A 23,031-nucleotide genomic window follows, 5' to 3' on the forward strand; every position below is an offset into this window, starting at 1 on the left:
TTGGGATTGACACGATCCGCACCTACGGTTTACGACGGCCCCCGAAAGGGGGGTAGCCCGAATCTTGCCGTCTCCGGCGGAACTTCCGCCGCGCCGATCCAGAACCGTACTCAGTGCTGCCTTCTCCTCATCCGAACGTCCGTCTGCCCGAACTCGAGATCACTTCGGTCGCCCCTCCCGCGGGCGGCCCCGGCGCTCGTCAGAAGGGGCGCCGCACAACTTGGGTCGACGCGCCCCTCGACGTCCGCATCGCGAACGAGACCCGTCGTCCCCGCCGCTTCGCCCGCTTCGCGCGACCGGTCCTGACCGCCGGGACCATGCTCGCCGTCGTCTCGATGGCCGTGGTCACGTCGCTGCCGGCCAACGCCTTCTACTCGGAGACCGGCTCCTCCGCCGCCGTGCAGGCCGCCGCTCCGAGTGAGCCCGCCCAGACGCTGTCGGCCACCGAGGCCGAGGCCGCCGCCATCGAGCGCGACGGCTACACGGTGACCGAGCGCACGCCGGTCGAGAAGGCGGTCGCCGACGAGTTCGCCCAGGTCGAGAGCTTCGTCAACAACACCGAGACCGCGATCGTGTGGCCGTTCCAGGGTGCGCTCAAGCTCTCCGACGGGTTCGGCCCGCGCGTCTCCCCGTGCTCCGGCTGCTCCACCATGCACCTCGGCACCGACTTCCTCCCCGGCGAGGGCAACCCCGTCGTGGCGATGGCCGACGGCGTCGTGACCGGCGTCGAGTCCACGGGCGGCCTCGGCTACCACGTGACCATCGACCACATCGTCGACGGCCAGCTCGTCACCACGACCTCCGCCCACATGCAGGCTGGCTCGATCGTCGTGTCGGTGGGCCAGGCAGTGCGTGCGGGCGACCAGATCGGCCGTGTCGGCAACACCGGCGCCTCCACCGGCCCGCACCTGCACTTCGAGCTGCGGCTCGGCGGCACGGAGCCGGTCGACGCGTACGCCTGGATCTCCTCCCGCATCGGCTAGGCCTCGCGGAGGTCGGCTCTCGGATCCGGCGCCACGCCGGGGCCGAAAGCCGACCGCGTCGCGGAAATCGATGTCGCCGAGTTACGGTGGTCGAGGGGGCCCGCAAACGGGGGTGCTCCCAGCCCTGTCCGCCGCGGCTCCGCCGCCGTGCCCCTGTGAGCGCCGATACCGATGCAGCCGTCCCTCTCCGCGCCTCCGGGTTCGCGCCCGCACGGCTCAGGAGACCCGGTGCTCTCGCGGCGCTCGCTGCGGCGGCTGGAGGAGGAGCAGCGGAGCCTCGTGCGCCGCTCGCGGGTCCGCCGCTCGGCCGCGCTTCCGCCGGCCCCGGTGCGCCGCTCGCCTGCGCGTCGAGCAGCGCGACCGCTGTTCACGGCCCTGACGATGCTCGCGGCGGCGTCGATGGCGTTCGTCACCTCGGTGCCCGCGAACGCGCTGCTGAGCGACGACGACCTCGTGAGCGTCCGCCTCGCCCAGTACGCGAACGGTGAGGCGCAGCAGCTCGAGTCGACGCTCGCCGAGACCGGTCCCATCGTCCGCGACGGCTACGCCGTCCGCACCGCGGCGGAGAACCGGATGGCTGCGCGCTTCGGCGGCGTCGAGAGCTTCAGGAACAACCGGCAGTCGGCCGTGCAGTGGCCCTTCGCGGTGACCGTGCCGGTCACGGACGGGTTCGGCTACCGCAGGTCGCCGTGCGCCGGCTGCTCCTCGATGCACCAGGGCACCGACTTCACCCCCGGCAACGGCGCCCCGATCCAGGCGATCGCCGACGGCGTCGTCCGCACGGTCGTCGAGTCCGACTCGGGCCTCGGCGTGCACGTCGTGATCGAGCACCTCATCGACGGCGACCTCGTGACGAGCACCTACGCCCACATGCAGTTCGGCTCGGTGCCGCTCTCCGAGGGTCAGGCCGTCGGCGTGGGCGACCTGGTCGGACTCGTCGGCAATACCGGCGCTTCGACGGGGCCGCACCTGCACTTCGAGCTCCGCCTCGGTGGCACGAAGGCGGTCGACGCCTACGCCTGGCTCGAGCGCCACGCGGGCTGAGCGCCCTCCCTCTCCCTCAACAGGCGGAGATCCCGTCAACAGGCGGGATCAGGCGACTCCCGCCTGTTGGAGGGATTTCCGCCTGTTGTGCGAGAGGAGCAGCCGGCCCCCGAGCCGGGAGCCGGAGCCGGGGCGGCTCAGTCCTGCAGGCGCAGCCAGATCGTTGTGTCCGGCGCGAGAGCGGCCTCGCCGACCGGCTCGCTGGAGAGCAGCAGCTCGCCCGCCGGAAGCTCGATCGGGGTCTCGCCGGTGTTCGCAATGACGGTCACGTCGCCGATCCGCACCGCGACCACGTCGTCCGGGTAGCCGTCGAGCTCCTCGAGGCGGCCGATGCCGAGCCCGTGCTCGCGGCGCAGTCGCAGAGCGGCGCGGTACAGCTCGAGCGTCGAGCCGGGGGTGCCGGTCTGGACGTCCCGGGCGAGCTCCGCCCACTCCTCGGGCTGCGGCAGCCAGGACTCGCCGGTGTGGCTGAAGCCGTACGCCGGCGCGGCCGCCTCCCACGGGATCGGCACCCGGCAGCCGTCGCGGCCGTAGCGCTCGCCGCCGGTGCGGTACCAGGTGGGGTCCTGGCGCGCCTCGTCGGGCAGGTCGATGACCTCGGGCAGGCCGAGATCCTCGCCCTGGTACACGTACGCGCTGCCCGGGAGGGCGAGCATCAGCAGGGAGGCGGCCCGAGCGCGGCGGATCCCGACCTCGGGGATCGGCTTGCCTTCGCTGTTCGGGCCGATGCCGGCGCCCTGCGGGTTCTCGGCGGTGAGCGCGAGCCGGCTGGCGTGCCGCACGACATCGTGGTTGGAGAGCACCCAGGTGCTCGGCGCGCCGACGCCGCCGAACGCGTCGAGCGAGTCGCGGATGACGCGGCGCAGCGCCGGACCCTCCCACGGCGTCTCGAGGTAAACGAAGTTGAACGCCTGGTGCATCTCGTCGGGGCGCACCCAGTCGGCGAGCTTCGTCAGCGGGTCGACCCAGGCCTCGGCGACGAGGATGCGGTCGCCCTCGTACTCGTCGAGGACGCGCCGCCACTCGCGGTAGATCTCGTGCACGCCCTCCTGCGCCCAGTACGGCGTCGAGGGGAGCTCCGGCTCCGCGGCGCCCTCGATCTCGGGGGTCAGCGGCACCCCCGCGCCACCCATCGAGCCGCCGGTGAGCGGCTTCTCGAAGTCGGGCAGCCCGTCCGCCTTCACGAGTCCGTGCGCGACATCGACCCGGAAACCGTCGACTCCGCGGTCGAGCCAGAAGCGCAGGATGCGGACGAACTCCGCGTGTACCTCGGGGTTGTTCCAATCGAGGTCGGGCTGGCTCGAGTCGAAGAGGTGCAGGTACCACTGGCCGGGGGTGCCGTCGGCGTTCACGGTCCGCGTCCATGCGGCGCCGCCGAACACCGACTCCCAGTTGTTGGGCGGCACGTCGCCGTTCTTGCCCTTGCCGTCGCGGAAGATGTACCGCGCACGCTCGGGGCTGCCCTCCGGCGAGGCGAGCGCCTGCTGGAACCACTCGTGCTCGGAGGAGGTGTGATTGGGGACGAGGTCGACGATCACCTTGAGACCGAACCCGTGGGCGCGCTCGCGCATTCTGTCGAAGTCGCCGAGCGTCCCGAAGATCGGGTCGACGTCGCAGTAGTCCGCGACGTCGTAGCCGCCGTCGCGCTGGGGCGACCGGTAGAAGGGGGAGAGCCACACCGCGTCGACGCCGAGCTCGGCGAGGGCGTCGAGGCGCTCGGTGATGCCCGACATGTCGCCCATGCCGTCGCCGTTCCCGTCCGCGAAGGAGCGGGGGTAGATCTGGTAGATGACGGCGGAGCGCCACCACTCGTCGGCCGGTCGCGTAGCCGTCGGTTCGGCGGCCGGGAGGTCCGCAGGCGTCTTCGGGCGAGGGTTCTCGGCGATCGTCACCCCAGCACCCTAACGAGGCGTGGCTTGCGACAAGAGCGGGTCTCGGGAGGTGCTACCCTCGTACGGTGCCTGAGGCCGGGCTCGTCCTACAGCCTCGGGTCACGCCCCGATAGCTCAGTGGTAGAGCATCTCCATGGTAAGGAGAAGGTCAAGGGTTCAATCCCCTTTCGGGGCTCGACCTCCACGCGCCGCCAGGTGCAGTGGAGACGCGGCGGGGTAGCTCAGGTGGTTAGAGCACACGGCTCATAATCGTGGTGTCGCGGGTTCAAGTCCCGCCCCCGCTACCAGAAACGGCAAAGGCCCCGGCAGGGGCCTTTGGTGTTTCTGGAGGCAGGGCAGCCGCGCGAAACGCTTCCAGCGGTGGGCCCCCGCCCCCGCATCTCGTCCCCGAAGGGTCGGTTGGGTGCTCCTATCGGAGATCCCAGGGGGATTAATGTCCCCCGAACGGGGTGGATTTGCGGAGTTCCCCCCACTAGCTTGGCGGGGACGCTCCCTCTGGGTAGCCGGGGCGTTGCCTTCGGGAAACCTGCGGACTGTCTGGGAGCGATCCTGGGCAGTCCGCAGTTCTAGGAGTTCCCACCTCCGAGCGGGGTCCGCCGGACAGCTCCGCCGATCCTCAACTCGAACTCGGCTTCGAGGGCGACGTCCTCGGGCAGCCAGGACGCCGCCTCGGCCGGGAAGCGGATTTCGGCGCGCCAGGTCCCATGGCGCAGCGTGCGGCGCACCGACCCGGTCGCGCGCAGCTCGATCGAGCGGGGCCCGTGCAGGGCGACCGCGGGCGTGACGTCCGCCGGTGGAACGTGCACCCCGCGCAGCGAGAAGTCGACGGTTGCGGCGAGGGAGGAGCGGCTGCGCCGTACCCGCGTGCGCTTCACCTCGACCCGGAAGTCGGGCGCGGGGCGGTCGTGCCGCTCCTTCGCCCGCGTCAGCACCTCACCCCAGCGGGCGGTGACCGCCTCGTCGGAGAAGCGGGCGGCCGCGGCGACTGCATCCGGGCGCATCCTCTCGGCACCGCCGCTCGCGACGTCGGCGATCCGCGCGGCGAGGGCGGCGATGTCACCCGGCGGCACCAGGAATCCGCTGCGCCCGTCATCGATGATGTCGGCGGGCCCGTACGGGATGTCGTAGCTGATCGGGATGCAGCCTCGGGACATCCCCTCCGCGAGGACGAGCGGGAACCCCTCGGCGCGACTGGTGAGCAGCAGGAACGACGCGGTGCCGAAGGATTCGACCGCGTCAGGCTGGTAGCCCCGGAAGCGCACGTGCTCGGCGACGCCGAGCTCGGTCGCGAGGCTCTCGAGCTCGCCGCGACGCGGTCCGTCGCCGTACACGTCGAGCCGGACCGGAGATCCTGCGGCGCGCGCGGCCGCGATCGCCCGCACGGCGTCACCGATCCGCTTGCGGTCGTCGAGGCTCGCGAGCACGACCCCGAGGGCCGGGTCCCGGGGGCTGGTCGGAGGGGAGTCGGGGAGGGGCGCCGCATTGGGCACGACTTCGAGGCCGGAGGTGCGGCCGAGGAGGAGCTCGATGTCCGCCCGCTGCCGCTCGGACAGCACCACGACGGCGTCGAAGTCCTCGAGACGGGTGAGCGTCTGTCGGCGACTCGAGCGCACGCGGCCCCAGGGGCGGGACTCGCCCGCCAGGTGCGAGTTGTGCAGGATGTGGACGCGCGTCGCGGAGGGCGAGCGATAGCCGGCCACCACGCCCGCCGCGGTCTTGCTGTCGACGAGGAGGAAGGACTCCTCTCCGTCGATCACCGTGTCGAGCCACCAGGAGTAGAGGGCGTTCGCCCGGGGGAAGCCGAGCACCGGCTCGCCCTCGGCGTCGCAGAGGACGATCGAGCGTCCGCCCGGCTTTCCGGGGTCGTTCACGTCGCGCCGGTCGCTGACGGCGAGGGTCCCGTCGTCCCTCCGGCGATCGACCTGCAGGACGGCTCCCCGCGCCGAGAGACGCACGCTGGTGCGGCCCCCGGGCGGGAGCGGGTCGAAGCCGTCCAGAGCCGACCGGTTCGCGCCGGCGGCAGAGGCCGGCGCGGCCATCCGGGTGAGATCGTCCCAGAGGTTGCGGACGGTGAGCTCGGGCGAGAGGCGGCCGTCGCTGCGCAGGTCCGCCTCGATCTGCGGGTAGTCGTCCCGCGCGTCGAACGTGAGGACCTCGACGGGGGTGCCGGAGAATCGCGCGAAGCCGCGGGAGCGCCGCAGCATGGCGCTGGTCATGCCCCCGTACGTCCGCTCGAGCCCCCAGGTGAGGGCGAACTGGCGACCGCTGGGCAGAGGTCCTGATGGAATGCTCAATCGGCCCCCTTCCGAGCCCCGCGCAAGGGCCGCGGTCAGCCTACGCGGTCGAAATCAAGGCTCCCGAACTGGGGACACGCCCGGGACGCGAAACACTACATCTAGGGGAATGACAGGACTGTCATTCCCGTTATATAGTGGAGACCAGCCGACGAGGTGGACACACAGCAGCTCATCGAAGGGGAGATAGCTCATGGATTTCGACAACGACCTGGGGTACGCGGTTCCCGTCGACCCGATGGACCTCCTGCAGTGCGACAGCTGCCAGTGAGCAGCATCTGACCACTGCGGAAGAGCCCCCGAGCGCCTGGCGCCGGGGGCTCTCGCATTTCCGGGCGCACACGCGCTGGGGGAGCGCGGCACGCAGCGCGGCCCGAGCGTGGAAAGGCTCCGCCGTCCACCCGCTGCCGGGCATCGGGGTACGTCGCAAATAGACTGACGAGGTGGCAGTCAATCCGGCGATCCAGGGCCGAAGCTATCCGCCCACCGAGTCCTACCTCGTCGGCCGGGAGAAGGTGCGCGAGTTCGCTCGCGCTGTGTTCTCCGCCGACCCGGTGAGCCTCGACCCCGAGGCGGCCCGCGCGGCCGGCTTCGCCGACGTGGTGGCTCCCCCCACCTTCGCAGTGGTCGTCCAGGAGCACACCCTCGCGCAGCTCCTCGCCGACGACGACGCCGGGATCGACTTCAGCCGGGTCGTGCACGGCGACCAGCGCTTCAGCTTCACCCGCCCCATCGTCGCCGGGGACGAGCTCACCGCAACCCTCACCGTCACGGGCGTCAAGAGCCTCGGCGGCAACTCGATGGTGACCGCCGAGTCCGCCATCCACGACGCCGCGGGCGCCCACGTGGTCACCGCCATCTCCACTCTCGTGGTTCGGGCCGAGGAGGAGGAGCGATGACCGAGCTCACCGTCGGGCAGGTCGTGGCCGAGCGGACGATCCCGCTCACCCGCGACTCCCTCGTCCGCTACGCCGGTGCCTCCGGCGACTTCAACCCGATCCACTACCGCGACGACGTGGCCGCGAGCGTCGGACTGCCCGGCGTCCTCGCCCACGGGATGCTCACCATGGGCGCGGCGGTGCAGGCCGTCGTCGACTGGGCGGGCGGCGCCGCCCGCGTCCGCGACTACCAGGTGCGCTTCACGCGTCCCGTGGTCGTCGACCCGGAGACGGGTGCAGAGCTCGAGGTGACCGCGAAGGTCGGGGCGCTCGACGAGGAGGCGGGGACCGCGCGCATCGACCTCACCGTGCGCTCCGCGGGCCAGACCGTGCTGGGCAAGGCGCAGGTCGTCGTCGTCACCGCCGCATGAGCCTCTCCTCCGCCAGCTCCGAGGAGACGGACGTCCCGCTCTCCGCCCTCACGACCCTCCGGGTCGGCGGCCCCGCGCGCCGTCTCGTCCGCGCCGGCACCACCGACGACCTCGTCGAGACCGCCCTCGCCCTCTGGGGCGAGGGGGAGGACGTGCTCGTCGTGGGCGGCGGCTCGAATCTGGTGGCGGGCGACGACGGGGTGGATGCCACCGTCCTCGTGCCGAGCGCGCGCGGCATCGAGGACCTGTCCGGAGCTCCCGCGGGACGCGTCCGCCTCCGCGTCGAGGCGGGGGAGCCCTGGGACGACCTCGTCGCCTACTGCGTCGAGCGCGGCCTCGCGGGCATCGAGGCGCTGTCGGGCATCCCCGGGTCGACGGGAGCGGCGCCGATCCAGAACATCGGCGCCTACGGCCAGGAGGTCGGCACGAGCGTCGTCGCCGTCCACTTCCTCGACTACCTCACCGGCGACCTGATGCGGCTGCCGGTCGCCGAGCTCGGGCTCGGCTACCGCACCTCCATCTTCAAGCGCGGCCGCCAGGGCATCGTCACCGCGGTCGAGTTCGAGCTCGACGCGCCCACCGCGGGCGGCGCTCCGCTCAGCTCGCCGATCGCCTACGCGCAGCTCGCGTCCGCGCTCGGAGTGCCCCTCGGCGATCGGGTGCCGCTCGCCGAGCTGCGCGAGGCGGTGCTCGCACTGCGGCGCAGCAAGGGGATGGTGCTCGATCCGGCCGACGCCGACTCCGTGAGCGCCGGCTCGTTCTTCACCAACCCGGTGGTGACCGAGCGGTTCGCGCGAACCCTTCCCGAGGCGGCCCCGCGCTGGCCCACGAGCGGGGAGGACGCCGACACGATCGCGTCGCTCGGCGAGCCGATCCCCGCTCCGGCCGAGCACGAGCACCGCGTGAAGCTGTCCGCCGCGTGGCTCATCGAGCACGCCGGCATCCCCCGCGGCTACACGCTGCCCGGCTCGAAGGCGAGCATCTCGACCAAGCACTCTCTCGCGATCGTCAACCGCGGCGGGGCGACCGCCGAGGAGATCGCCGAGCTCGCGCGCTTCGTCCGGGCCCTCGTGCAGACCGAGTACGGGGTCCTCCTCCAGCCGGAGCCGGTCCTGGTGGGCGGCGTGCGCATCTAGGCGCTGCCCTTTCGGCGCGGATCAGGAGATCCCTCCGCCGCGCCGGCGTGTCGTCCTGAACCACGCGCGAAACCGGGCGCCGAGCCTGATCCGCGCGAAATCTCCTGATCCGCGCAAGTGGCGGACGAGGGGCGTCAGGCGAAGAGGCGCTGGAGGCGCTGGATCCCCTCGAGGAGCGCGTCGTCGCCGAGGGCGTAGGAGAAGCGGAGGTAGCCGCTCGGGCCGAAGGCCTCGCCGGGCACCGCCGCGACCTCGGCCTTGTCGAGGATGAGGTCGGCCAGCTCGAGCGAGGTGGTGGGCGTGATCCCGTCCCGGGCGCGGCCGAGGAGCCCGGTCACGTCCGGATAGACGTAGAAGGCGCCCTCGGGAGTGGGCGTGACGACGCCCTCGATCTTGTTGAGCTCGTCGACGATCGTGCGTCGGCGACGGTCGAAGGCGCGGCGCATCGCCTCCACCTCGTCCTGCGGACCGGTGAGCGCCGCGATGGCCGCGCGCTGGGAGATGTTGGAGACGTTGGAGCTGAGGTGGGACTGCAGGTTGCCCGCCGCCTTGATGGCGTCGGCGGGGCCGACCATCCAGCCGAGCCGCCAGCCCGTCATCGCGTAGGACTTGGCGACGCCGTTGACGAGGATCGTCCGGTCGGCGAGGGAGGGGACGGCCCGCACGATCGACACCGCCGCCTCCGGGCTCTCGCCCTCAGCGAGGCCCTCCGGGTAGACGAGGTTCTGGTAGATCTCGTCCGCGATGATCCAGAGGCCGTGCTCGTCGGCCCACTCGCCGATGGCCTTCGCCTGGTCGGCGCTGTAGACGGCGCCCGTCGGGTTCGAGGGCGAGACGAACAGCAGCACCTTGGTGCGCTCCGTCCGGGCCGCCTCGAGCTGCTCGACCGTCACCAGGTAGTCCTGGTCTGCGCCCGCGAACACCTCGACGGGCACCCCGCCCGCGAGCTTCACGACCTCGGGATAGGTGGTCCAGTACGGCGCGGGCAGCAGCACCTCGTCGCCCTCGCCGACGATCGTCGCGAACGCCTGGTAGACGCCCTGCTTGCCGCCGTTCGTCACGATCACCTGCGACGGCGACACCTCGAGCCCGCTGTCACGCAGCGTCTTCGCGGCGATCGCCTCCCGCAGATCGGGCAGTCCGGCTGCAGCCGTGTAGCGATGGTTCCTGGGGTCGCGAACGGCGCGCTCCGCCGCCTCGACGATGAACCCGGGGGTCGGGAAGTCGGGCTCGCCGGCGGCGAAGCTGATCACCGGGCGGCCCTCGGCCTGCAGCGCCTTCGCCTTCGAGTCCACCTTGAGGGTGGCGGACTCGCTGATCGCGGCGATTCGGGGGGAGATGCGGGTGCGCTCGGCCATGTCTGCAAGACTATCGAGGCGCCGATTCGCACGGCGGTCGGGCGCAACCCGGCCTCTGTTAGACTTGTCGGCACTGGTCGGAAGCAGCCAGCCTTTGCCGTGCCCAGCGGGCGCAGTCCCTCCGGGGCAGGCGAGGTGTCTTCCCTCCTAGGGCGGTGGCTCAATTGGTAGAGCAGCGGTCTCCAAAACCGCAGGTTGCAGGTTCGAGTCCTGTCCGCCCTGCAGCCGTCCGCGCAACCGCGCGGATGGATCCGCGATCGAGCGGATCCGGGTCCGGTCCATTCGAACCGGCCGAGGTGGAACACAAGGAGTTGTCGTGGCGCGGAAGGTCGTCGACGAGCCCAGCGAGGACGTCGTAGCCATTGCGAGGCAGGAGCGGCAGGCCAGACGGTCGCCGTTCGCCCGCATCGCGCTCTTCATCCGCCAGGTGTTCGGCGAGCTGAAGAAGGTCGTCACCCCGACGCGGCGCGAGCTGTTCGGGTTCACGGCGGTCGTGCTGGTGTTCGTCATCATCATGATGGCGATCGTCGGCGGCCTCGACTTCGTCTTCAGCTGGCTGGTCGTGTTCGTCTTCGGCGATCCGGCCGCCGCCGGCTGATTCCTCCCCGCCCTACCCAGGCGGCAGCAGAGAAAGAGCAACAAGTGTCGAACGAGTATCGCGACCACCGCGGCGACCTCGACGTCGTCCCCGCCGAGGAGCAGGACTCCGAGGTCGGCGAGGTGCAGGAGGGCGACCTCCAGGGCGTCGGCGAGGTCGGGCGTTCCCCCGAAGGCCCCGGTGACATCCACATCGTGACCGACGACGAGGAGAACCTCGAGGAGGTCCTCGACGCCGTCGAGCAGGCCGCCGACCCCGAGGCCGACGCCGTCATCGACGAGGCTCTCGAGATCGACTCCCTCGACGAGGCCGACGCCGCCGTGGCCGCCACCGACGACGAGGCGGAGGAGGCGGCGCTCGACCCCTACGAGGAGTTCCGCCGCGAGCTGCGCGGGAAGCTCGGCAAGTGGTACGTCATCCACTCGTACGCGGGCTTCGAGAAGCGCGTCAAGCAGAACATCGAGCAGCGCAAGGGCAGCCTCGGCCAGGAGGACTCGGTCTTCGAGGTCCAGGTGCCGATGGAGGACGTCGTCGAGATCAAGAACGGTCAGCGCAAGCTGGTGAACCGCGTGCGGATCCCCGGCTACGTGCTCGTCCGCATGGACCTCAACGAGGAGTCGTGGTCGGTCGTCCGCCACACCCCGGGCGTCACCGGCTTCGTCGGCAACTCGCACAACCCGACCCCGCTGCGCTTCGAAGAGGCGTTCAACATGCTGAAGAGCACCGTGCAGGTCGCCGAGGCCCCGGCCAAGGGCGCCACCGGCACCAAGGGCTCGGCCACTCAGGCCCGCGCTCTGCCCGCCGAGGTCGACTTCGAGATCGGTGAGACCATCACCATCAAGGAGGGGTCGTTCGCGGGCCTGCCCGGAACGATCAGCGAGATCAAGCCGGAGAGCGGCAAGCTCACCGTCCTCGTCTCCCTGTTCGAGCGCGAGACGCCGGTCGAGCTCAGCTTCGACCAGGTCACGAAACTCTAAGCAGGGGAATACTTCCGGCGCCTCGGGCGCTGCACCTCCAGACCACCGCACCCCGGATCCGCCGGGGACGCGGGAGAGCGGCTCCGGCCGCTCGATGAAAGGGAAAACACACACATGGCACGTCAGAAGAAGGTCACGGGGCTGATCAAGCTCCAGATCAAGGCTGGCGCCGCGAACCCCGCCCCGCCCATCGGGCCGGCGCTGGGTCAGCACGGCGTCAACATCATGGAGTTCTGCAAGGCGTACAACGCGGCCACCGAGGCGCAGCGCGGCAACGTCATCCCCGTCGAGATCACCGTCTACGAGGACCGCACCTTCACGTTCGTCCTCAAGACCCCGCCCGCCGCGGAGCTCATCAAGAAGGCAGCCGGCGTCGCGAAGGGCTCGGCCACCCCGCACACCGCCAAGGTCGCGAAGCTGACCGCCGCGCAGGTGCGCGAGATCGCGGAGCAGAAGCAGCCCGACCTCAACGCGAACGACATCGATGCCGCGGCGAAGATCATCGCCGGCACCGCTCGTTCCATGGGCATCACGGTCGAAGGCTGAGGACGAGGAACATGGCACAGAAGAGCAAGGCTTACCGCGCCGCCGCCGAGAAGATCGAGGACGGCAAGTTCTACAGCCCCAACGAGGCCGTCGGCCTCGCCAAGGTCACCGGGTCGAAGAAGTTCGACTCCACCGTCGAGGTCGCGCTGAAGCTCGGCGTCGACCCCCGCAAGGCGGACCAGATGGTGCGCGGCACCGTCATCCTCCCGCACGGCACGGGCAAGACCGCCCGCGTCATCGTCTTCGCGACCGGTGCCGCGGCTGAGGCCGCCATCGCCGCGGGCGCCGACGAGGTCGGCGGCGACGAGCTCATCGAGCGCGTCGCCGGCGGCTGGACCGACTTCGACGCGGCTGTCGCCACGCCGGAGATGATGGGGAAGGTCGGCCGCCTCGGCCGCGTCCTCGGTCCCCGCGGTCTCATGCCGAACCCGAAGACCGGCACGGTCACGCCGAACGCGGCGGGCGCGGTGTCCGACATCAAGGGCGGCAAGATCGAGTTCCGCACCGACAAGCACGCCAACGTCCACTTCGTGGTCGGCAAGGCCGGCTTCTCGGAGGAGCAGCTCGGCGAGAACCTGAAGGCGGCACTCGAGGAGGTCGTGCGGCTCAAGCCGTCGGCCGCCAAGGGCCGCTACATCCAGAAGGGCTCGGTGTCGACCACGTTCGGCCCCGGCATTCCCCTGGACGTCAACGCGCTGTAAGCAGCATGCATCGGGAAGCGCCCGGTCCCTCACGGGGCCGGGCGCTTCTTCCGTATTCGGAGGACGCAGATGACTCGCATCCGCATCGCGGGGCCCGGCGACGCCGCGGCGCTGGCCGAGCTGGCCGCCGCGACGTTCCCGCTCGCCTGCCCGCCGGAGGCGACGGCCGAGTCCATCGCCGCGCACATCGCGGCCCATCTGAGCGCGGACGCCTTCACCCGCTACCTGGCGGATCCGGCGACGACGGTGCTGGTCGTCGACGACGGCGGCGAGCTGATCGGCTACACCATGCTCGTGGCGTGCGACCCGCCGGACCCGGACGTGGCGGCCGCCGTCGAGGCGCGGCCCACCGTCGAGCTCAGCAAGGTGTACCTGCTCGCCGACCGCTACGGCGGGGGAGTGGCGGCTCAGCTGATGGCGGCGACCCTCGCCCGGGCGGCCGGGGACGGTGCCGCATCCGTGTGGCTCGGAGTGAACCAGGGGAACGCGCGCGCCATCCGCTTCTACTCGAAGAGCGGGTTCGGCATCGCGGGTGTCCGCACCTACCGGGTGGGACCGCAGCTGATGCACGACCACGTCATGGTCGCTCGGCCCTAGCTCCAGGCATGATGGCGGAATGACCGCGTTCCGGCCCGAGGGCGAACTCGTGCTCGACGAGGACTTCCAGGATCCGGCGGCGTTCGAGGAGCGGTGGATCCCGCACTACCTGCCGCAGTGGTCGAGCAGGGAGCGTTCGCGCGCCCGCTATCGGCTCGACTGCGGCGGCCTGCGGCTGCTCATCGAGGCCGACCAGCAGCCGTGGGCCCCGGAGTGGGATGGCCCGCTCCGGGTCTCGAACCTGCAGACGGGCGTCCGGTCGGGTCCCATCGGGTCGTCGGACGGGCAGCACCGGTTCCGGCCCGACCTCGTCGTCCGCGAGGAGCAGGCGGAGCGCTGGACCTTCACGCCGAGCGGCGGAGCGGTGGCGATCACGTGCCGGGCGAATCCGGATCCGCGGACGATGACCGCGCTGTGGCTGATCGGCGTCGAGCGCATCCCCGAGGAGAGCGCCGAGCTCTGCGTGATGGAGGTCTTCGGGAGGGAGGTCGGCCCGGCCCGCGGACTCGTGGGGATGGGCTTCCACCCCTTCGGCGACGGCCGGATCGCCGACGACTTCGAGAAGGTGCCGGTCACCGACGACCTGACGGCGGTGCACGAGTACGCGGTGGAGTGGGGCTGGAACCGGGCGCGCTGGTACGTCGACGGAGTGCTCGTCAAGGAGAGCCGGCAGGCGCCGGACTACCCGCTGCAGCTGATGCTCGACGTGTTCGAGTTCGAGCCGGACCCTGCGGCCGAGTATCCGAAGGAGTTCGCGGTCGAGCGTGTGCGGGCGTGGGCGCCGGTCAGTAGTCGCTGACCTGGAGCACGACCTTGCCGCGCACATGCCCCTCCTCGAGCAGTCGGTGCGCATCCGCCGCCCGCTCGAGGGGGAACACCGCGTCCGCGGTGACCTTCACGTCGCCGGAGGTGATCAGCCGCGCGATCACGGACAGCGTGCCGCCGTCCGGCACCACCCAGAAGTCCGTCGCCCGCACCCCGGCAGTCTTCGCGTCCTCGCGCCAGCTCGCCCAGCTGCCCGACGGCAGGGTGACGATCGAGCCCCCGGGCCGCAGCACGTCGAGCGAACGCCGCCCGGTGTCGCCGCCGATGGCGTCGATGACGACGTCGAGGGAATCGAGCGCCTCGTCGAATCGCTCGTTCCGGTAGTCGATGACCGTCGTCGCGCCGAGCGAGGCGAGCCAGGCCGCGTTCCGTGCGGACGCGGTGGTCGCCACCTCGGCTCCGAAGTAGGCGGCGAACTGCACGGCGAAGTGGCCGACCCCGCCGGCTCCGGCGTGCACGAGCACACGCTGTCCCTCGTGCGCCTTCGTCAGCTCCACGACGGCGCCCCACGCGGTGAGCGCCGCGAGCGGCACGGCGGCCGCCTCCGCATGGGAGAGCACGCTCGGCTTCCGGGTGAGATTGAGGGCCGGGACCGAGACGTACTCCGCGTAGCTGCCGGTGCCGCGGGGGAAGGCCGTCATCCCGAACACCTCGTCGCCGGGCTTCAGCGGGAACGCGTCGTACGGGGATTCCGCGACGACTCCGCTGAAGTCGAAGCCGGGCACGACCGGCGCGGTGGCAGCCCTCGAGACGCCGCGGCCTGCGCGGGTCTTGGCGTCCACCGGGTTCACGCCGGCGGCGACGACGCGGACGAGCACCTCGCTGCCGACTCGCACGGGAGTCGGCACGTCGGCCGCCGCCAGCACGTCGGGTCCGCCCGGCTCCGCGATCGTCATCGCGCGCATGGTGCCCGGCACCTCGACGACGGTGGTCACCGGTGCGATCCTCGGAACGCTGCCTCCGGTCAGCATGGGCGTCCTCCTTCCCGGGGCGTGGCGTCCCGTGGCTCCCAGTCAAGCCCGGCGATGCGTCGCCGGTGTTACGGGGATGTTCCCGTACCGCGACATTCGCCGATCGGCGAGGCCGCGCCGCACCGGGCAGGACGGCCCTTCCGCTTCTCACCGACGGACCAAAGGAGCGCCACAGGGTCCTCATAGACTTCTCCGGATACTGAGAGACATGGCCTCTTCCGACATCGCACCCCGCGTCGCCCGCACCCCCATGCGCCGAGCCGACGGCTCGCCCATCCGCGTGCTCGTCGTCGACGACGAGGCGACGCTCACCGACCTCCTCTCGATGGCCCTCCGGTACGAGGGGTGGGAGGTCAAGACGGCGGGCGACGGGCGCCAGGCGCTCGCGCTGGCCCGCGAGTTCAAGCCCGACGCGATCGTGCTCGACATCATGCTCCCGGACATCGACGGCCTGCAGGTGCTGCAGCGGGTGCGAGCGGACGGCACCGACACCCCGGTGCTGTTCCTCACCGCGAAGGACTCCCTCGACGACCGCATCACCGGCCTCACGGCGGGAGGGGACGACTACGTCACCAAGCCGTTCAGCCTCGAGGAGCTCGTGGCGCGCCTCCGCGGGCTCATCCGCCGCTCCCTCGTCGCCGTCGTCGACGAGACCGATCCCATCATCACGGTCGGCGACCTGTCGCTCGACGAGGACAGCCACGAGGTGTTCCGTGCCGGCGAGCCGATCGAGCTGACCGCGACCGAGTTCGAGCTGCTCCGGTACCTCATGCGCAACCCCCGCCGCGTGCTCAGCAAGGCGCAGATCCTCGACCGGGTCTGGAGCTACGACTTCGGCGGGAAGTCGAGCGTCGTCGAGATCTACATCTCCTATCTGCGCCGCAAGATCGACGCCGGCCGAACGCCGATGATCCACACGGTCCGGGGCGCCGGCTACATGATCAAGCCGGCGCCGTGAGCCCGGCCCGATCGCTCCGGCTCCGGCTGGTGCTGATCGTGGCCGCGCTGCTCGCCGCCGTGGCCGCGATCATCGGCCTCGTGTCGGTCGCCGTCCTGCAGAGCTACCTCGTCGGTCAGGTCGACGACAGCGTCTCCGCCGCGGCGGAGCGCGCGAGCCGCGGCCCCGGCGGACCCGACGGCCCCGGCGGCGGCTTCGTCCTCGGTCAGGGCGAGGGCACCGTGATCGCCTTCGTGCAGAACGGGGAGGTGGTCGAGGCCGGCTACCTCGACGAGTACGGCGACACGAACCCCCTTTCCGAGGCGGCCCAGGAGGAGATCCTCGGGCTCGTCGCCGACGGGAGGCCGCACACCGTCGAACTCGGCGCCGACCTCGGCGAGTATCGGATGGTCGCGGTGGTCAACGAGTCGCGGACGCTCGCCCTCGTCACCGGGCTGCCGCTCGCCGGGGTGCAGGACACCGTGCGCCAGCTCGGGCTCGTCGTCCTCATCGTCACGGTCGTCGGGCTGCTGCTCGCCTGCGCCGCCGCGTGGGTCACGGTCGGCGCCGCCCTCCGGCCCCTGCGGCGGGTGGCCCAGACGGCCGCGAGCGTCGCCGAGCTCCCCCTCGACCGGGACGCCGACATCAGCATCCGTGTCCCGGAGAAGGACACCGACCCCTCCACCGAGGTGGGCCGCGTCGGCGCCGCGCTCAACCGGCTGCTCGGCCACGTCGGCACCGCGCTCGCGGTGCGCAAGGCGAGCGAGGACCGGATGCGCCAGTTCGTCGGCGACGCGAGCCACGAGCTGCGCACACCGCTCGCCTCCATCCGCGGCTACTCCGAGCTCACCCGGCGCACCCAGCCCGACCTCCCCGACGAGGTGCGGCACAGCCTGTCGCGCATCGAGTCGGAGGCGATCCGCATGACCTCGCTCGTCGAGGACCTGCTGCTCCTCGCCCGCCTCGACTCCCGGCGCGAGCTCGAGCGCCGGGAGGTGGACCTCTCGCGCGTGGTGCTGGAGGCGGTCGGCGACGCCCACGCCGCCGGACCCGACCACCACTGGGTGCTCGACCTCCCCGACGAGCCCGTCGTCGCCCAGGGCGACGAGGCGCGGCTGCGGCAGGTGGTCGTCAACCTCCTCGCGAACGCCCGGGTGCACACCCCCGCGGGCACGACCGTCACCGCGGGGCTGGCGACGGCTCCGGACGGGTCGGTCACGATCCGGATCGCGGACGACGGACCGGGCATCGATCCCGGCGTGATGTCCACCCTGTTCGAGAGGTTCTCGCGCGGCGACGCCTCCCGCCAGCGGGCGACGGGCACCACCGGCCTCGGCCTGTCGATCGTCCGCGGCGTGGTGGAGGCGCACGACGGCACCGTGCGCGTCGAGAGCGAGCCGGGCTCGACGGTGTTCACGGTCACCCTGCCGCCCGCCCCGGCCGCGGCCGCAACGGATACCGCGAGCGAGACGGCGCCGGCGACCGCCTCCCGGTGACGGGAGCGGGCAGTCGGGCCCGGGATTCGAGCGGGCGAACGGCCGTACCGCCCGTGCACCGCCGGGGGTACGGTGCCCGCATGGCGGAGGTGATCGCGACCGCAACGATGTCCCTCGACGGCTTCGTCGCCCGGCAGAACGACTCGGTCGGGCCGCTGTTCGAGTGGTACAGCAGCGGGGATGTCGAATCGGCGCCGGGGGACGACCAGCGGCCCTTCCGGCTCTCGAGGGCGAGCGCCGACTACGTGGAGGCGTGGTGGCCGACGGTCGCCGTGGCGGTGGTGGGACGCCGGCTCTTCGACCTGACGAACGGGTGGGACGGCCGCCCGCCCTCCGGCGAGCAGGTGATCGTGGTGACCCACACCGTGCCGCACGAGTGGGAGCACCTCGGGCGCGCGCCCTTCCGCTTCGTCGGCGACCTCGCCCAGGCGATCGGAGAGGCCCGGAAGCTCGCGGGCGACCGGGACGTCTCCCTGACCGGCGGCAATCTGGCGGGTCAGGCGCTCGCGCTCGGCCTCGTCGACCAACTCCGCGTCGAGCTCGCGCCGGTGCTGCTCGGCCGCGGCATCCGCTTCTTCGGCGACTTCGCGGGTCCGGAGACGCTCCTCGAGGATCCCGAGATCGTGGCGGGCGAGCGCGTCACCCACCTGCACTACCGGGTCCGCCGGTAGCGCCGGCTCCCGGCGGGCGAAACGTCGTCCCCGCGTGTGTCGTATCGGGCGCGGCGAGGACGTTTCCGCCGCGGCGGGGACGGCGGCCGGCGCGTCAGCCGTTGAGGTGGGTGGGCTCCCGGAGCGGACGGTCGGGCTCCGGAGCCGAGACCTCGGGCCGCGGCGCGGTGTCGAAGCTCGTGATGAGCGTCGTCGGCAGCGAGACGGCGAGCGCGCCCCAGGAGCAGGCGTAGCCGAGTGCCTCGGGCAGCGTCAGCTCGGCGGGCTCGCCGGGTGCGCGGCGGCCATCGACGATCGAATGGGCGAGGAAGCCGGCCAGGGTGGCATCGCCCGCGCCCGTCGTGTTGACGACCTCGGTCGCCACGGCGCGACCCCAGTGCGCCTCGTCTGCGGTGATCGCCAGGGCCCCGTCGACGCCGAGGCTCACGAGGGCCACCTCCACGCCGAGGTCGTTGAGCTCACGGCCCGCCTCGAGCGCCTCGCCCACGGTGTGCAGGTTGCGGCCGACGAGGTTCGCGAGCTCGTCGGCGTTCGGCTTGATGAGGTTGACGAGCCCGCTGCGCACCCAGCGGTCGAGGGGCGGCCCGCTCGTGTCCAGCGCCACGCGCGTGCCGCGGGCGCGGACCGCCTCGAACAGGTCGCCCATCTCGACGTACCCGCCGGTCTCGGCCACGGACGGATGCACTCCGGAGACGACCAGCCAGTCGGCGTCGGTCTCCTCGACCTGCTCCTTCGCGAGCTCGCACACGCGAGCCCAATCGGCGGCGCTCATCGGGATCGCCGTCTGGTTGATGTTCGTGGTGTGCCCGCCGTCGTCGACGACGGTGGTGTTGACGCGGACGCGGCCGGCGATGGGCACGATCCGCAGGATGTGCGGGTACGGGGTGCGGAAGAGGAGGTGCTCGTCCTCGCGGCCGATGGGCAGGATCCCCGCGACCGGCACCCTCGCGAGGTGCAGCGTGCGGGCCACGTTGAGCCCCTTGCCGCTCATGTACTCGTGCACCTCGAACGCCCGGTTCACCTTGCCCTCGGCGAAGGAGTGGACGAGGTAGGTGCGGTCGAGGACGGGCGCAGGCGTCAGAGTGACTACGGCGGTCAACGGGGTCCCTTCACATGGAGCGGAGCTCGTGGGCCGGCTCCCGCCGACTCCGACACTCTATCGAGCGCCTTCGAGGGCCTCCGCGCGCTCCCGGGCAGGGGCGCCGACCTGGCCGAAGGCCGCGACCACGAGCGTGATGACGGCGGCGACCGCGATCCCCACGGCCAGGTGGACCTGCAGCAGCGCCGCGCCGGCGAGGGCGCCCAGAGCGATGAGCACGACGGCGAGCAGACGCCGCACCCACTTCTGGCCGACCCGGCGCCCGAGCCAGGAGTCGAAGGCGAGCCCGGCGAGCGTCGAGGTGATGACCACCGTGGTGACGTCGGCGGTCGCGATGTGCCGCGCGGCGCCGGCCTGAAGGCCCATCGCGAGCCCGAGGACCCCGGTGGTGATGAGCAGAGCCCACTCCGGCGCCTCCTCCCCGCCGACGACCACCGGGAGGAGGGCGCCGACGAGCAGGACGCCGACCAGGCCGAGGAGGGCGGTGACCCGGCGGTGCCACCCCTTCGGAGCGCCGCGGAGCAGGAGCCCCGCGAGCATCGCGCCGAGCACGAAGCCCACGAGGGCGACGACCGGTCCGACGACGGGGAGGTCGTCGGCGCCCGTGAGCGCCATCCCCAGGATGACGACGTTGCCGGTCATGTTCGCCGTGAAGACGCGGTCGAGGCCGAGGTAGCCGACGGCGTCGACGATGCCGGTCGAGAACGTGAGCACGAGCATCAGCACGAGGTGCAGACGGTCCTGGTCCTGACGCAGCCGAGCGCGCACGGCTCTCCCTTCGATCCGCCCCGCGAGGAGGCCCGGGCCATCCAAGCCGAGCCATGTTTCCTGCCCGTAACACCGGCGGCCTAGGGTGACCGCGTGACCGACGGACTCCTTCCCGCGACCGCCTTCGAGGTGCTCCAGCCCGGCGAGGGGGATCGTCCCGGCGACCTGTACCTCCCCGCGCGAGCCGACCAGGTGCTGTGGGGACGGCTGCCGTGCGCGGCCGATGAGCCGGTGCTGACCGTCCGCCCCGGGCAGACGGTCACGGTCGACACCCTCAGCCACGAGGGGCTGCTCGAGGACCAGGGCCGGGATCCCCTCGCCTTCTTCGCGCGGCACGGCGTTCCCCGCTGCCACGTGCTGGATGACGCCGTCGCGCTCGCCGCGTCGGCACATCCCCGCGACCCCGCTACCGACGGCCCCCATGTCGTCACCGGCCCCATCGCGGTCGTGGGCGCCGAGCCGGGCGACCTGCTGACGATCGAGGTGCTGCGGCTGACCCCGCGCGTGCCCTACGGGGTCATCTCGAACCGGCACGGCCGCGGCGCCCTTCCCGGCGAGTACCCCGTGGGGGACGCCAACGTCAGCGTCTTCGCGCCCCTCGTCGAGGCGGCGGACGGGCTCGCCGGCAGCATCCCGTTCTTCCCCGGCGCCGAGCGGTCCGCCCGGTTCCCGATCGCGCCCTTCCTCGGCGTGATGGGCGTCGCGGTGGCGGGCGGCGAGCGACCGCACTCGGTGCCGCCCGGCGCCTTCGGCGGGAACATCGACGTCAAGCTGCTCACCGAGGGCGCCCGGCTCCACCTGCCCGTGCAGGTGCCCGGAGCTCTCGCCTACGTCGGCGACCCGCACTTCGCGCAGGGCGACGGCGAGGTCGCGCTCACCGCGATGGAGGCGTCGCTGCGCGCGACCCTCCGCTTCACCGTGATCCCCGCCGAGCGGGCGGCCGTCGAGTTCGGTACCGTGGCCGGCCCGCTGATCGAGACGGACGAGTACCTCGTGCCGACCGGGCTCAGCGCCGACCTCGACGAGGCCGTCGCGAACTGCGTCCGGGCCGCGATCGAGCTCCTCACGGCGCGGTGGGGGATGGACCGCAGCCACGCGCTCGCCTACCTCTCGGCGGCCACCGATTTCGACATCTCCCAGGTCGTCGACCTCGTGAAGGGCGTGCACGCGCGCATCCGGAAGGCGGATCTCGATGGCTGACGTGGACCGCTCCGCCGAGGTCGTCGGCGACGGCCCGCTGCCCACGGGGCTCGTCGAGGCGTTCTGGCGCTACGAGCAGGCGCTGATGGACGACGACGTCGCCGGGCTCGACGCGCTCTTCGCACCCGGTCCGCTCACGCTGCGCGGCGACGCGGCCGGCCTGCTCGTCGGGCACGACGCGATCTCGGCCTTCCGGAAGGGCCGCGGCGGTGCGCCCGCCCGGCGCATCGCGGCCGTGCACGTGCGCTCCGCCGGCGACGACGCCGCCTTCGTCGTCGCAGTCCTCGAGCCGAGGACGGGCGGCCGCGGCCAGCAGACCCAGTTCTGGCGGCGCGACGACGCCGGCTGGCGCATCGCGGGCGCCCACGTCAGCGCACCGGCGCCCGCGGTGGACGGCCGGATCTGGCGGATCGTCGGCACCCCGCTCGTCCCGGGTCGGGGCGAGGGCCCCCTCCGCGGCGAGCGGATGGCGGTGAAGGACCTCTTCGCCGTCCGCGGGCAGGCGATCGGCGCCGGGGTGCCCGCCTACCTGGCCGAGGCGCCGACCGAGCAGCGGACGGCCCCCGCCGTGCAGCAGCTGCTCGACGCCGGGGCCGACCTCGTCGGGATCGCGCGCACCGACCAGTTCGCCTACAGCATCGCGGGCGCGAACGAGGCCTACGGCACCCCGCCCAACGCGGCCGTGCCGGGCGCGCTGCCGGGCGGCTCGTCGAGCGGTCCCGCCTCGGCCGTCGCGCTCGGTCAGGCCACCGTCGGACTCGCCACCGACACCGCCGGCTCCATCCGGGTCCCCGCCTCCTATCAGGGGCTGTGGGGGCTCCGAACGACGCACGGCGCGGTGCCGACCGCGGGCCTGCTCCCGCTCGCCCCCTCCTTCGACACCGTCGGCTGGCTGACCCGGGACCGCGCGACCCTCGAGCGGGTCGCGAAGGCCGCGCTCCCCGGTGGCTCGGACCTGCAGGCGCCGGTGATCGTCGCGCCCCGGCTGCTGGCCGGCCTGGAGCCCGCCGTCGTCGACGCATTCCATGCCGCCGTCGGCATGCTCGTCGCCGAGGGCCGGATCGAGCCGCCCGAGGAGGTCGGACTGGCAGACCCCGTCGGCACCCTCGCCGCCTTTCGCGCCGTGCAGGCAGCCGAGGCGTGGCGCGCGCACGGGCCCTGGCTGACCGCGCATCCCGGTGCGGTCGGGGGAGCGGTCGCGGAGCGCTTCCGGGCTGCGGCCGCCGTCACCGAGGACGGGGAGCGGGCGGCCCGGGACGTGCTCGCGGAGCGCGGCGCCGAACTTCGGGAGCTGCTCGCGGGAGCGCTGCTCCTGCTGCCCGCCGCGGCGTCCCCGGCGCCGTCCGCGACGGCGAGCGGTGTCGCGATCGACCGGATCCGCACCGCCACGCTGACGCTCACCTGTCTCGCCGGCGCCGCAGGCGCGCCCTCCCTGTCGGCCCCGATCGCCTCCGTCGACGGAGCGCCGCTCGGACTCGCGGTCGTCTCGGCGCCGGGCACCGACGTCGCGCTGCTGCGCTGGGCCCTGCGCCTGCGCGAGTAACACGCACGAAACGTCCGTTTCGTACACTGGCCGGACCGGAACATGCGTTGCGCCGAAGAAGGAGACCCGTGACCGCGCTGCCGATC

The 23,031-nt window shown here is 72.3% G+C and carries 22 protein-coding genes and 3 tRNA genes; 19 read left to right on the forward strand and 6 right to left on the reverse strand.

Annotated elements, in window-relative coordinates; translation table 11 throughout:
- Nucleotides 1–113: 113 nt before the first annotated feature.
- Both J3P36_RS12210 and J3P36_RS16820 read left to right on the forward strand, forming a co-directional pair.
- Complete coding sequence (locus J3P36_RS12210) at nucleotides 114–983, forward strand: M23 family metallopeptidase (protein ID WP_210508453.1); 870 nt, start codon at nucleotides 114–116, stop codon at nucleotides 981–983.
- A gap of 228 nt (nucleotides 984–1,211) precedes the next feature.
- Nucleotides 1,212–2,027 carry a M23 family metallopeptidase gene (locus J3P36_RS16820; protein ID WP_210508454.1) on the forward strand — a complete coding sequence of 272 codons (816 nt, stop codon included), beginning with the start codon at nucleotides 1,212–1,214 and terminating at the stop codon, nucleotides 2,025–2,027.
- 137 nt (nucleotides 2,028–2,164) lie between these two features.
- Here J3P36_RS16820 and J3P36_RS12220 read toward each other — a convergent pair whose 3' ends face one another.
- Nucleotides 2,165–3,913, reverse strand: a complete 1,749-nt coding sequence (locus J3P36_RS12220; RefSeq protein ID WP_307807089.1) for a glycoside hydrolase family 13 protein — start codon at nucleotides 3,911–3,913, stop codon at nucleotides 2,165–2,167.
- Between the two features lie 109 nt (nucleotides 3,914–4,022).
- Between J3P36_RS12220 and J3P36_RS12225 the strand changes: the two genes are divergently transcribed.
- Together J3P36_RS12225 and J3P36_RS12230 are read left to right on the forward strand one after the other, a co-directional pair.
- A tRNA-Thr gene (locus tag J3P36_RS12225) sits at nucleotides 4,023–4,094 on the forward strand.
- A 35-nt stretch (nucleotides 4,095–4,129) separates the two neighbouring features.
- Nucleotides 4,130–4,206 (forward strand) — tRNA-Met (locus J3P36_RS12230).
- Nucleotides 4,207–4,485: 279 nt separating this feature from the next.
- On the opposite strand, the gene J3P36_RS12235 is transcribed toward J3P36_RS12230, so the two are convergent.
- Nucleotides 4,486–6,213: a glycosyltransferase gene (locus tag J3P36_RS12235; RefSeq protein ID WP_210508455.1), complete on the reverse strand. Its 1,728-nt coding sequence runs from the start codon at nucleotides 6,211–6,213 to the stop codon at nucleotides 4,486–4,488.
- Between the two features lie 443 nt (nucleotides 6,214–6,656).
- Between J3P36_RS12235 and J3P36_RS12240 the strand changes: the two genes are divergently transcribed.
- Genes J3P36_RS12240 through J3P36_RS12250 form a run of 3 tightly spaced genes read left to right on the forward strand, consistent with a single transcriptional unit; the run spans nucleotide 6,657 to nucleotide 8,658 of the window.
- A complete protein-coding gene (locus tag J3P36_RS12240; protein ID WP_210508456.1) occupies nucleotides 6,657–7,112 on the forward strand; it encodes a MaoC family dehydratase N-terminal domain-containing protein in 456 nt (151 codons plus the stop codon).
- A complete protein-coding gene (locus J3P36_RS12245) occupies nucleotides 7,109–7,522 on the forward strand; it encodes a MaoC family dehydratase (protein WP_210508457.1) in 414 nt (137 codons plus the stop codon). The genes J3P36_RS12240 and J3P36_RS12245 overlap by 4 nt, the downstream gene beginning before the upstream one ends.
- Entirely contained in the window at nucleotides 7,519–8,658 is a 1,140-nt protein-coding gene (locus tag J3P36_RS12250; RefSeq protein ID WP_210508458.1) for a UDP-N-acetylmuramate dehydrogenase, read from the forward strand. The genes J3P36_RS12245 and J3P36_RS12250 overlap by 4 nt, the downstream gene beginning before the upstream one ends.
- 134 nt (nucleotides 8,659–8,792) lie before the next feature.
- Here the strand turns inward: J3P36_RS12250 and J3P36_RS12255 are convergent, their stop codons facing one another.
- Nucleotides 8,793–10,016: a pyridoxal phosphate-dependent aminotransferase gene (locus J3P36_RS12255; protein WP_210508459.1), complete on the reverse strand. Its 1,224-nt coding sequence runs from the start codon at nucleotides 10,014–10,016 to the stop codon at nucleotides 8,793–8,795.
- A gap of 149 nt (nucleotides 10,017–10,165) precedes the next feature.
- Here J3P36_RS12255 and J3P36_RS12260 point away from each other — a divergent pair.
- The 7 genes from J3P36_RS12260 to J3P36_RS12290 all read left to right on the forward strand — a co-directional run bounded on the left by J3P36_RS12260 (nucleotide 10,166) and on the right by J3P36_RS12290 (nucleotide 14,234).
- Nucleotides 10,166–10,238 (forward strand) — tRNA-Trp (locus tag J3P36_RS12260).
- A 94-nt stretch (nucleotides 10,239–10,332) separates the two neighbouring features.
- Nucleotides 10,333–10,614 (forward strand): preprotein translocase subunit SecE, encoded by a 282-nt coding sequence (gene secE, locus J3P36_RS12265; RefSeq protein ID WP_210508460.1) that lies wholly within the window; start codon nucleotides 10,333–10,335, stop codon nucleotides 10,612–10,614.
- A 44-nt stretch (nucleotides 10,615–10,658) separates the two neighbouring features.
- Nucleotides 10,659–11,591, forward strand: coding sequence for a transcription termination/antitermination protein NusG (nusG, locus tag J3P36_RS12270; RefSeq protein ID WP_210508461.1), 933 nt, complete (start codon nucleotides 10,659–10,661; stop codon nucleotides 11,589–11,591).
- Nucleotides 11,592–11,705: 114 nt separating this feature from the next.
- Nucleotides 11,706–12,137: a 50S ribosomal protein L11 gene (rplK, locus tag J3P36_RS12275; RefSeq protein WP_210508462.1), complete on the forward strand. Its 432-nt coding sequence runs from the start codon at nucleotides 11,706–11,708 to the stop codon at nucleotides 12,135–12,137.
- An 11-nt stretch (nucleotides 12,138–12,148) separates the two neighbouring features.
- Nucleotides 12,149–12,838 (forward strand): 50S ribosomal protein L1, encoded by a 690-nt coding sequence (gene rplA / locus J3P36_RS12280; RefSeq protein ID WP_210508463.1) that lies wholly within the window; start codon nucleotides 12,149–12,151, stop codon nucleotides 12,836–12,838.
- A 69-nt stretch (nucleotides 12,839–12,907) separates the two neighbouring features.
- Nucleotides 12,908–13,435 (forward strand): GNAT family N-acetyltransferase, encoded by a 528-nt coding sequence (locus tag J3P36_RS12285; RefSeq protein ID WP_210508464.1) that lies wholly within the window; start codon nucleotides 12,908–12,910, stop codon nucleotides 13,433–13,435.
- Between the two features lie 19 nt (nucleotides 13,436–13,454).
- Nucleotides 13,455–14,234, forward strand: a complete 780-nt coding sequence (locus tag J3P36_RS12290; protein ID WP_210508465.1) for a glycoside hydrolase family 16 protein — start codon at nucleotides 13,455–13,457, stop codon at nucleotides 14,232–14,234.
- On the opposite strand, the gene J3P36_RS12295 is transcribed toward J3P36_RS12290, so the two are convergent.
- Entirely contained in the window at nucleotides 14,221–15,165 is a 945-nt protein-coding gene (locus J3P36_RS12295) for an NADP-dependent oxidoreductase (RefSeq protein ID WP_210508607.1), read from the reverse strand. The genes J3P36_RS12290 and J3P36_RS12295 overlap by 14 nt on opposite strands.
- 274 nt (nucleotides 15,166–15,439) lie before the next feature.
- On the opposite strand from J3P36_RS12295, the gene J3P36_RS12300 reads away from it, so the two are divergent.
- From J3P36_RS12300 to J3P36_RS12310, 3 genes are all read left to right on the forward strand, one after another.
- Entirely contained in the window at nucleotides 15,440–16,189 is a 750-nt protein-coding gene (locus J3P36_RS12300) for a response regulator transcription factor (RefSeq protein ID WP_282595165.1), read from the forward strand.
- The gene (locus J3P36_RS12305; protein ID WP_210508466.1) at nucleotides 16,186–17,664 is read left to right on the forward strand and encodes a cell wall metabolism sensor histidine kinase WalK; all 1,479 of its coding nucleotides are present in this window, start codon (nucleotides 16,186–16,188) and stop codon (nucleotides 17,662–17,664) included. The genes J3P36_RS12300 and J3P36_RS12305 overlap by 4 nt, the downstream gene beginning before the upstream one ends.
- An 80-nt stretch (nucleotides 17,665–17,744) precedes the next feature.
- On the forward strand, nucleotides 17,745–18,335 hold the full coding sequence (locus J3P36_RS12310) for a dihydrofolate reductase family protein (RefSeq protein ID WP_210508467.1): 591 nt from the start codon (nucleotides 17,745–17,747) through the stop codon (nucleotides 18,333–18,335).
- A gap of 94 nt (nucleotides 18,336–18,429) precedes the next feature.
- Here J3P36_RS12310 and J3P36_RS12315 read toward each other — a convergent pair whose 3' ends face one another.
- Together J3P36_RS12315 and J3P36_RS12320 are read right to left on the reverse strand one after the other, a co-directional pair.
- On the reverse strand, nucleotides 18,430–19,434 hold the full coding sequence (locus tag J3P36_RS12315) for a 1-phosphofructokinase family hexose kinase (protein WP_210508468.1): 1,005 nt from the start codon (nucleotides 19,432–19,434) through the stop codon (nucleotides 18,430–18,432).
- Nucleotides 19,435–19,491: 57 nt separating this feature from the next.
- The gene (locus J3P36_RS12320) at nucleotides 19,492–20,202 is read right to left on the reverse strand and encodes a YoaK family protein (RefSeq protein ID WP_307807081.1); all 711 of its coding nucleotides are present in this window, start codon (nucleotides 20,200–20,202) and stop codon (nucleotides 19,492–19,494) included.
- Nucleotides 20,203–20,295: 93 nt separating this feature from the next.
- Between J3P36_RS12320 and J3P36_RS12325 the strand changes: the two genes are divergently transcribed.
- Entirely contained in the window at nucleotides 20,296–21,402 is a 1,107-nt protein-coding gene (locus tag J3P36_RS12325) for an acetamidase/formamidase family protein (protein WP_210508469.1), read from the forward strand.
- Nucleotides 21,395–22,945, forward strand: coding sequence for an AtzH-like domain-containing protein (locus tag J3P36_RS12330; protein WP_210508470.1), 1,551 nt, complete (start codon nucleotides 21,395–21,397; stop codon nucleotides 22,943–22,945). The genes J3P36_RS12325 and J3P36_RS12330 overlap by 8 nt, the downstream gene beginning before the upstream one ends.
- Nucleotides 22,946–23,031: the final 86 nt, after the last annotated feature.

Source organism: Naasia sp. SYSU D00057 (assembly GCF_017916505.1).
In the GTDB taxonomy this organism is placed as follows: Bacteria; Actinomycetota; Actinomycetes; order Actinomycetales; family Microbacteriaceae; genus Naasia.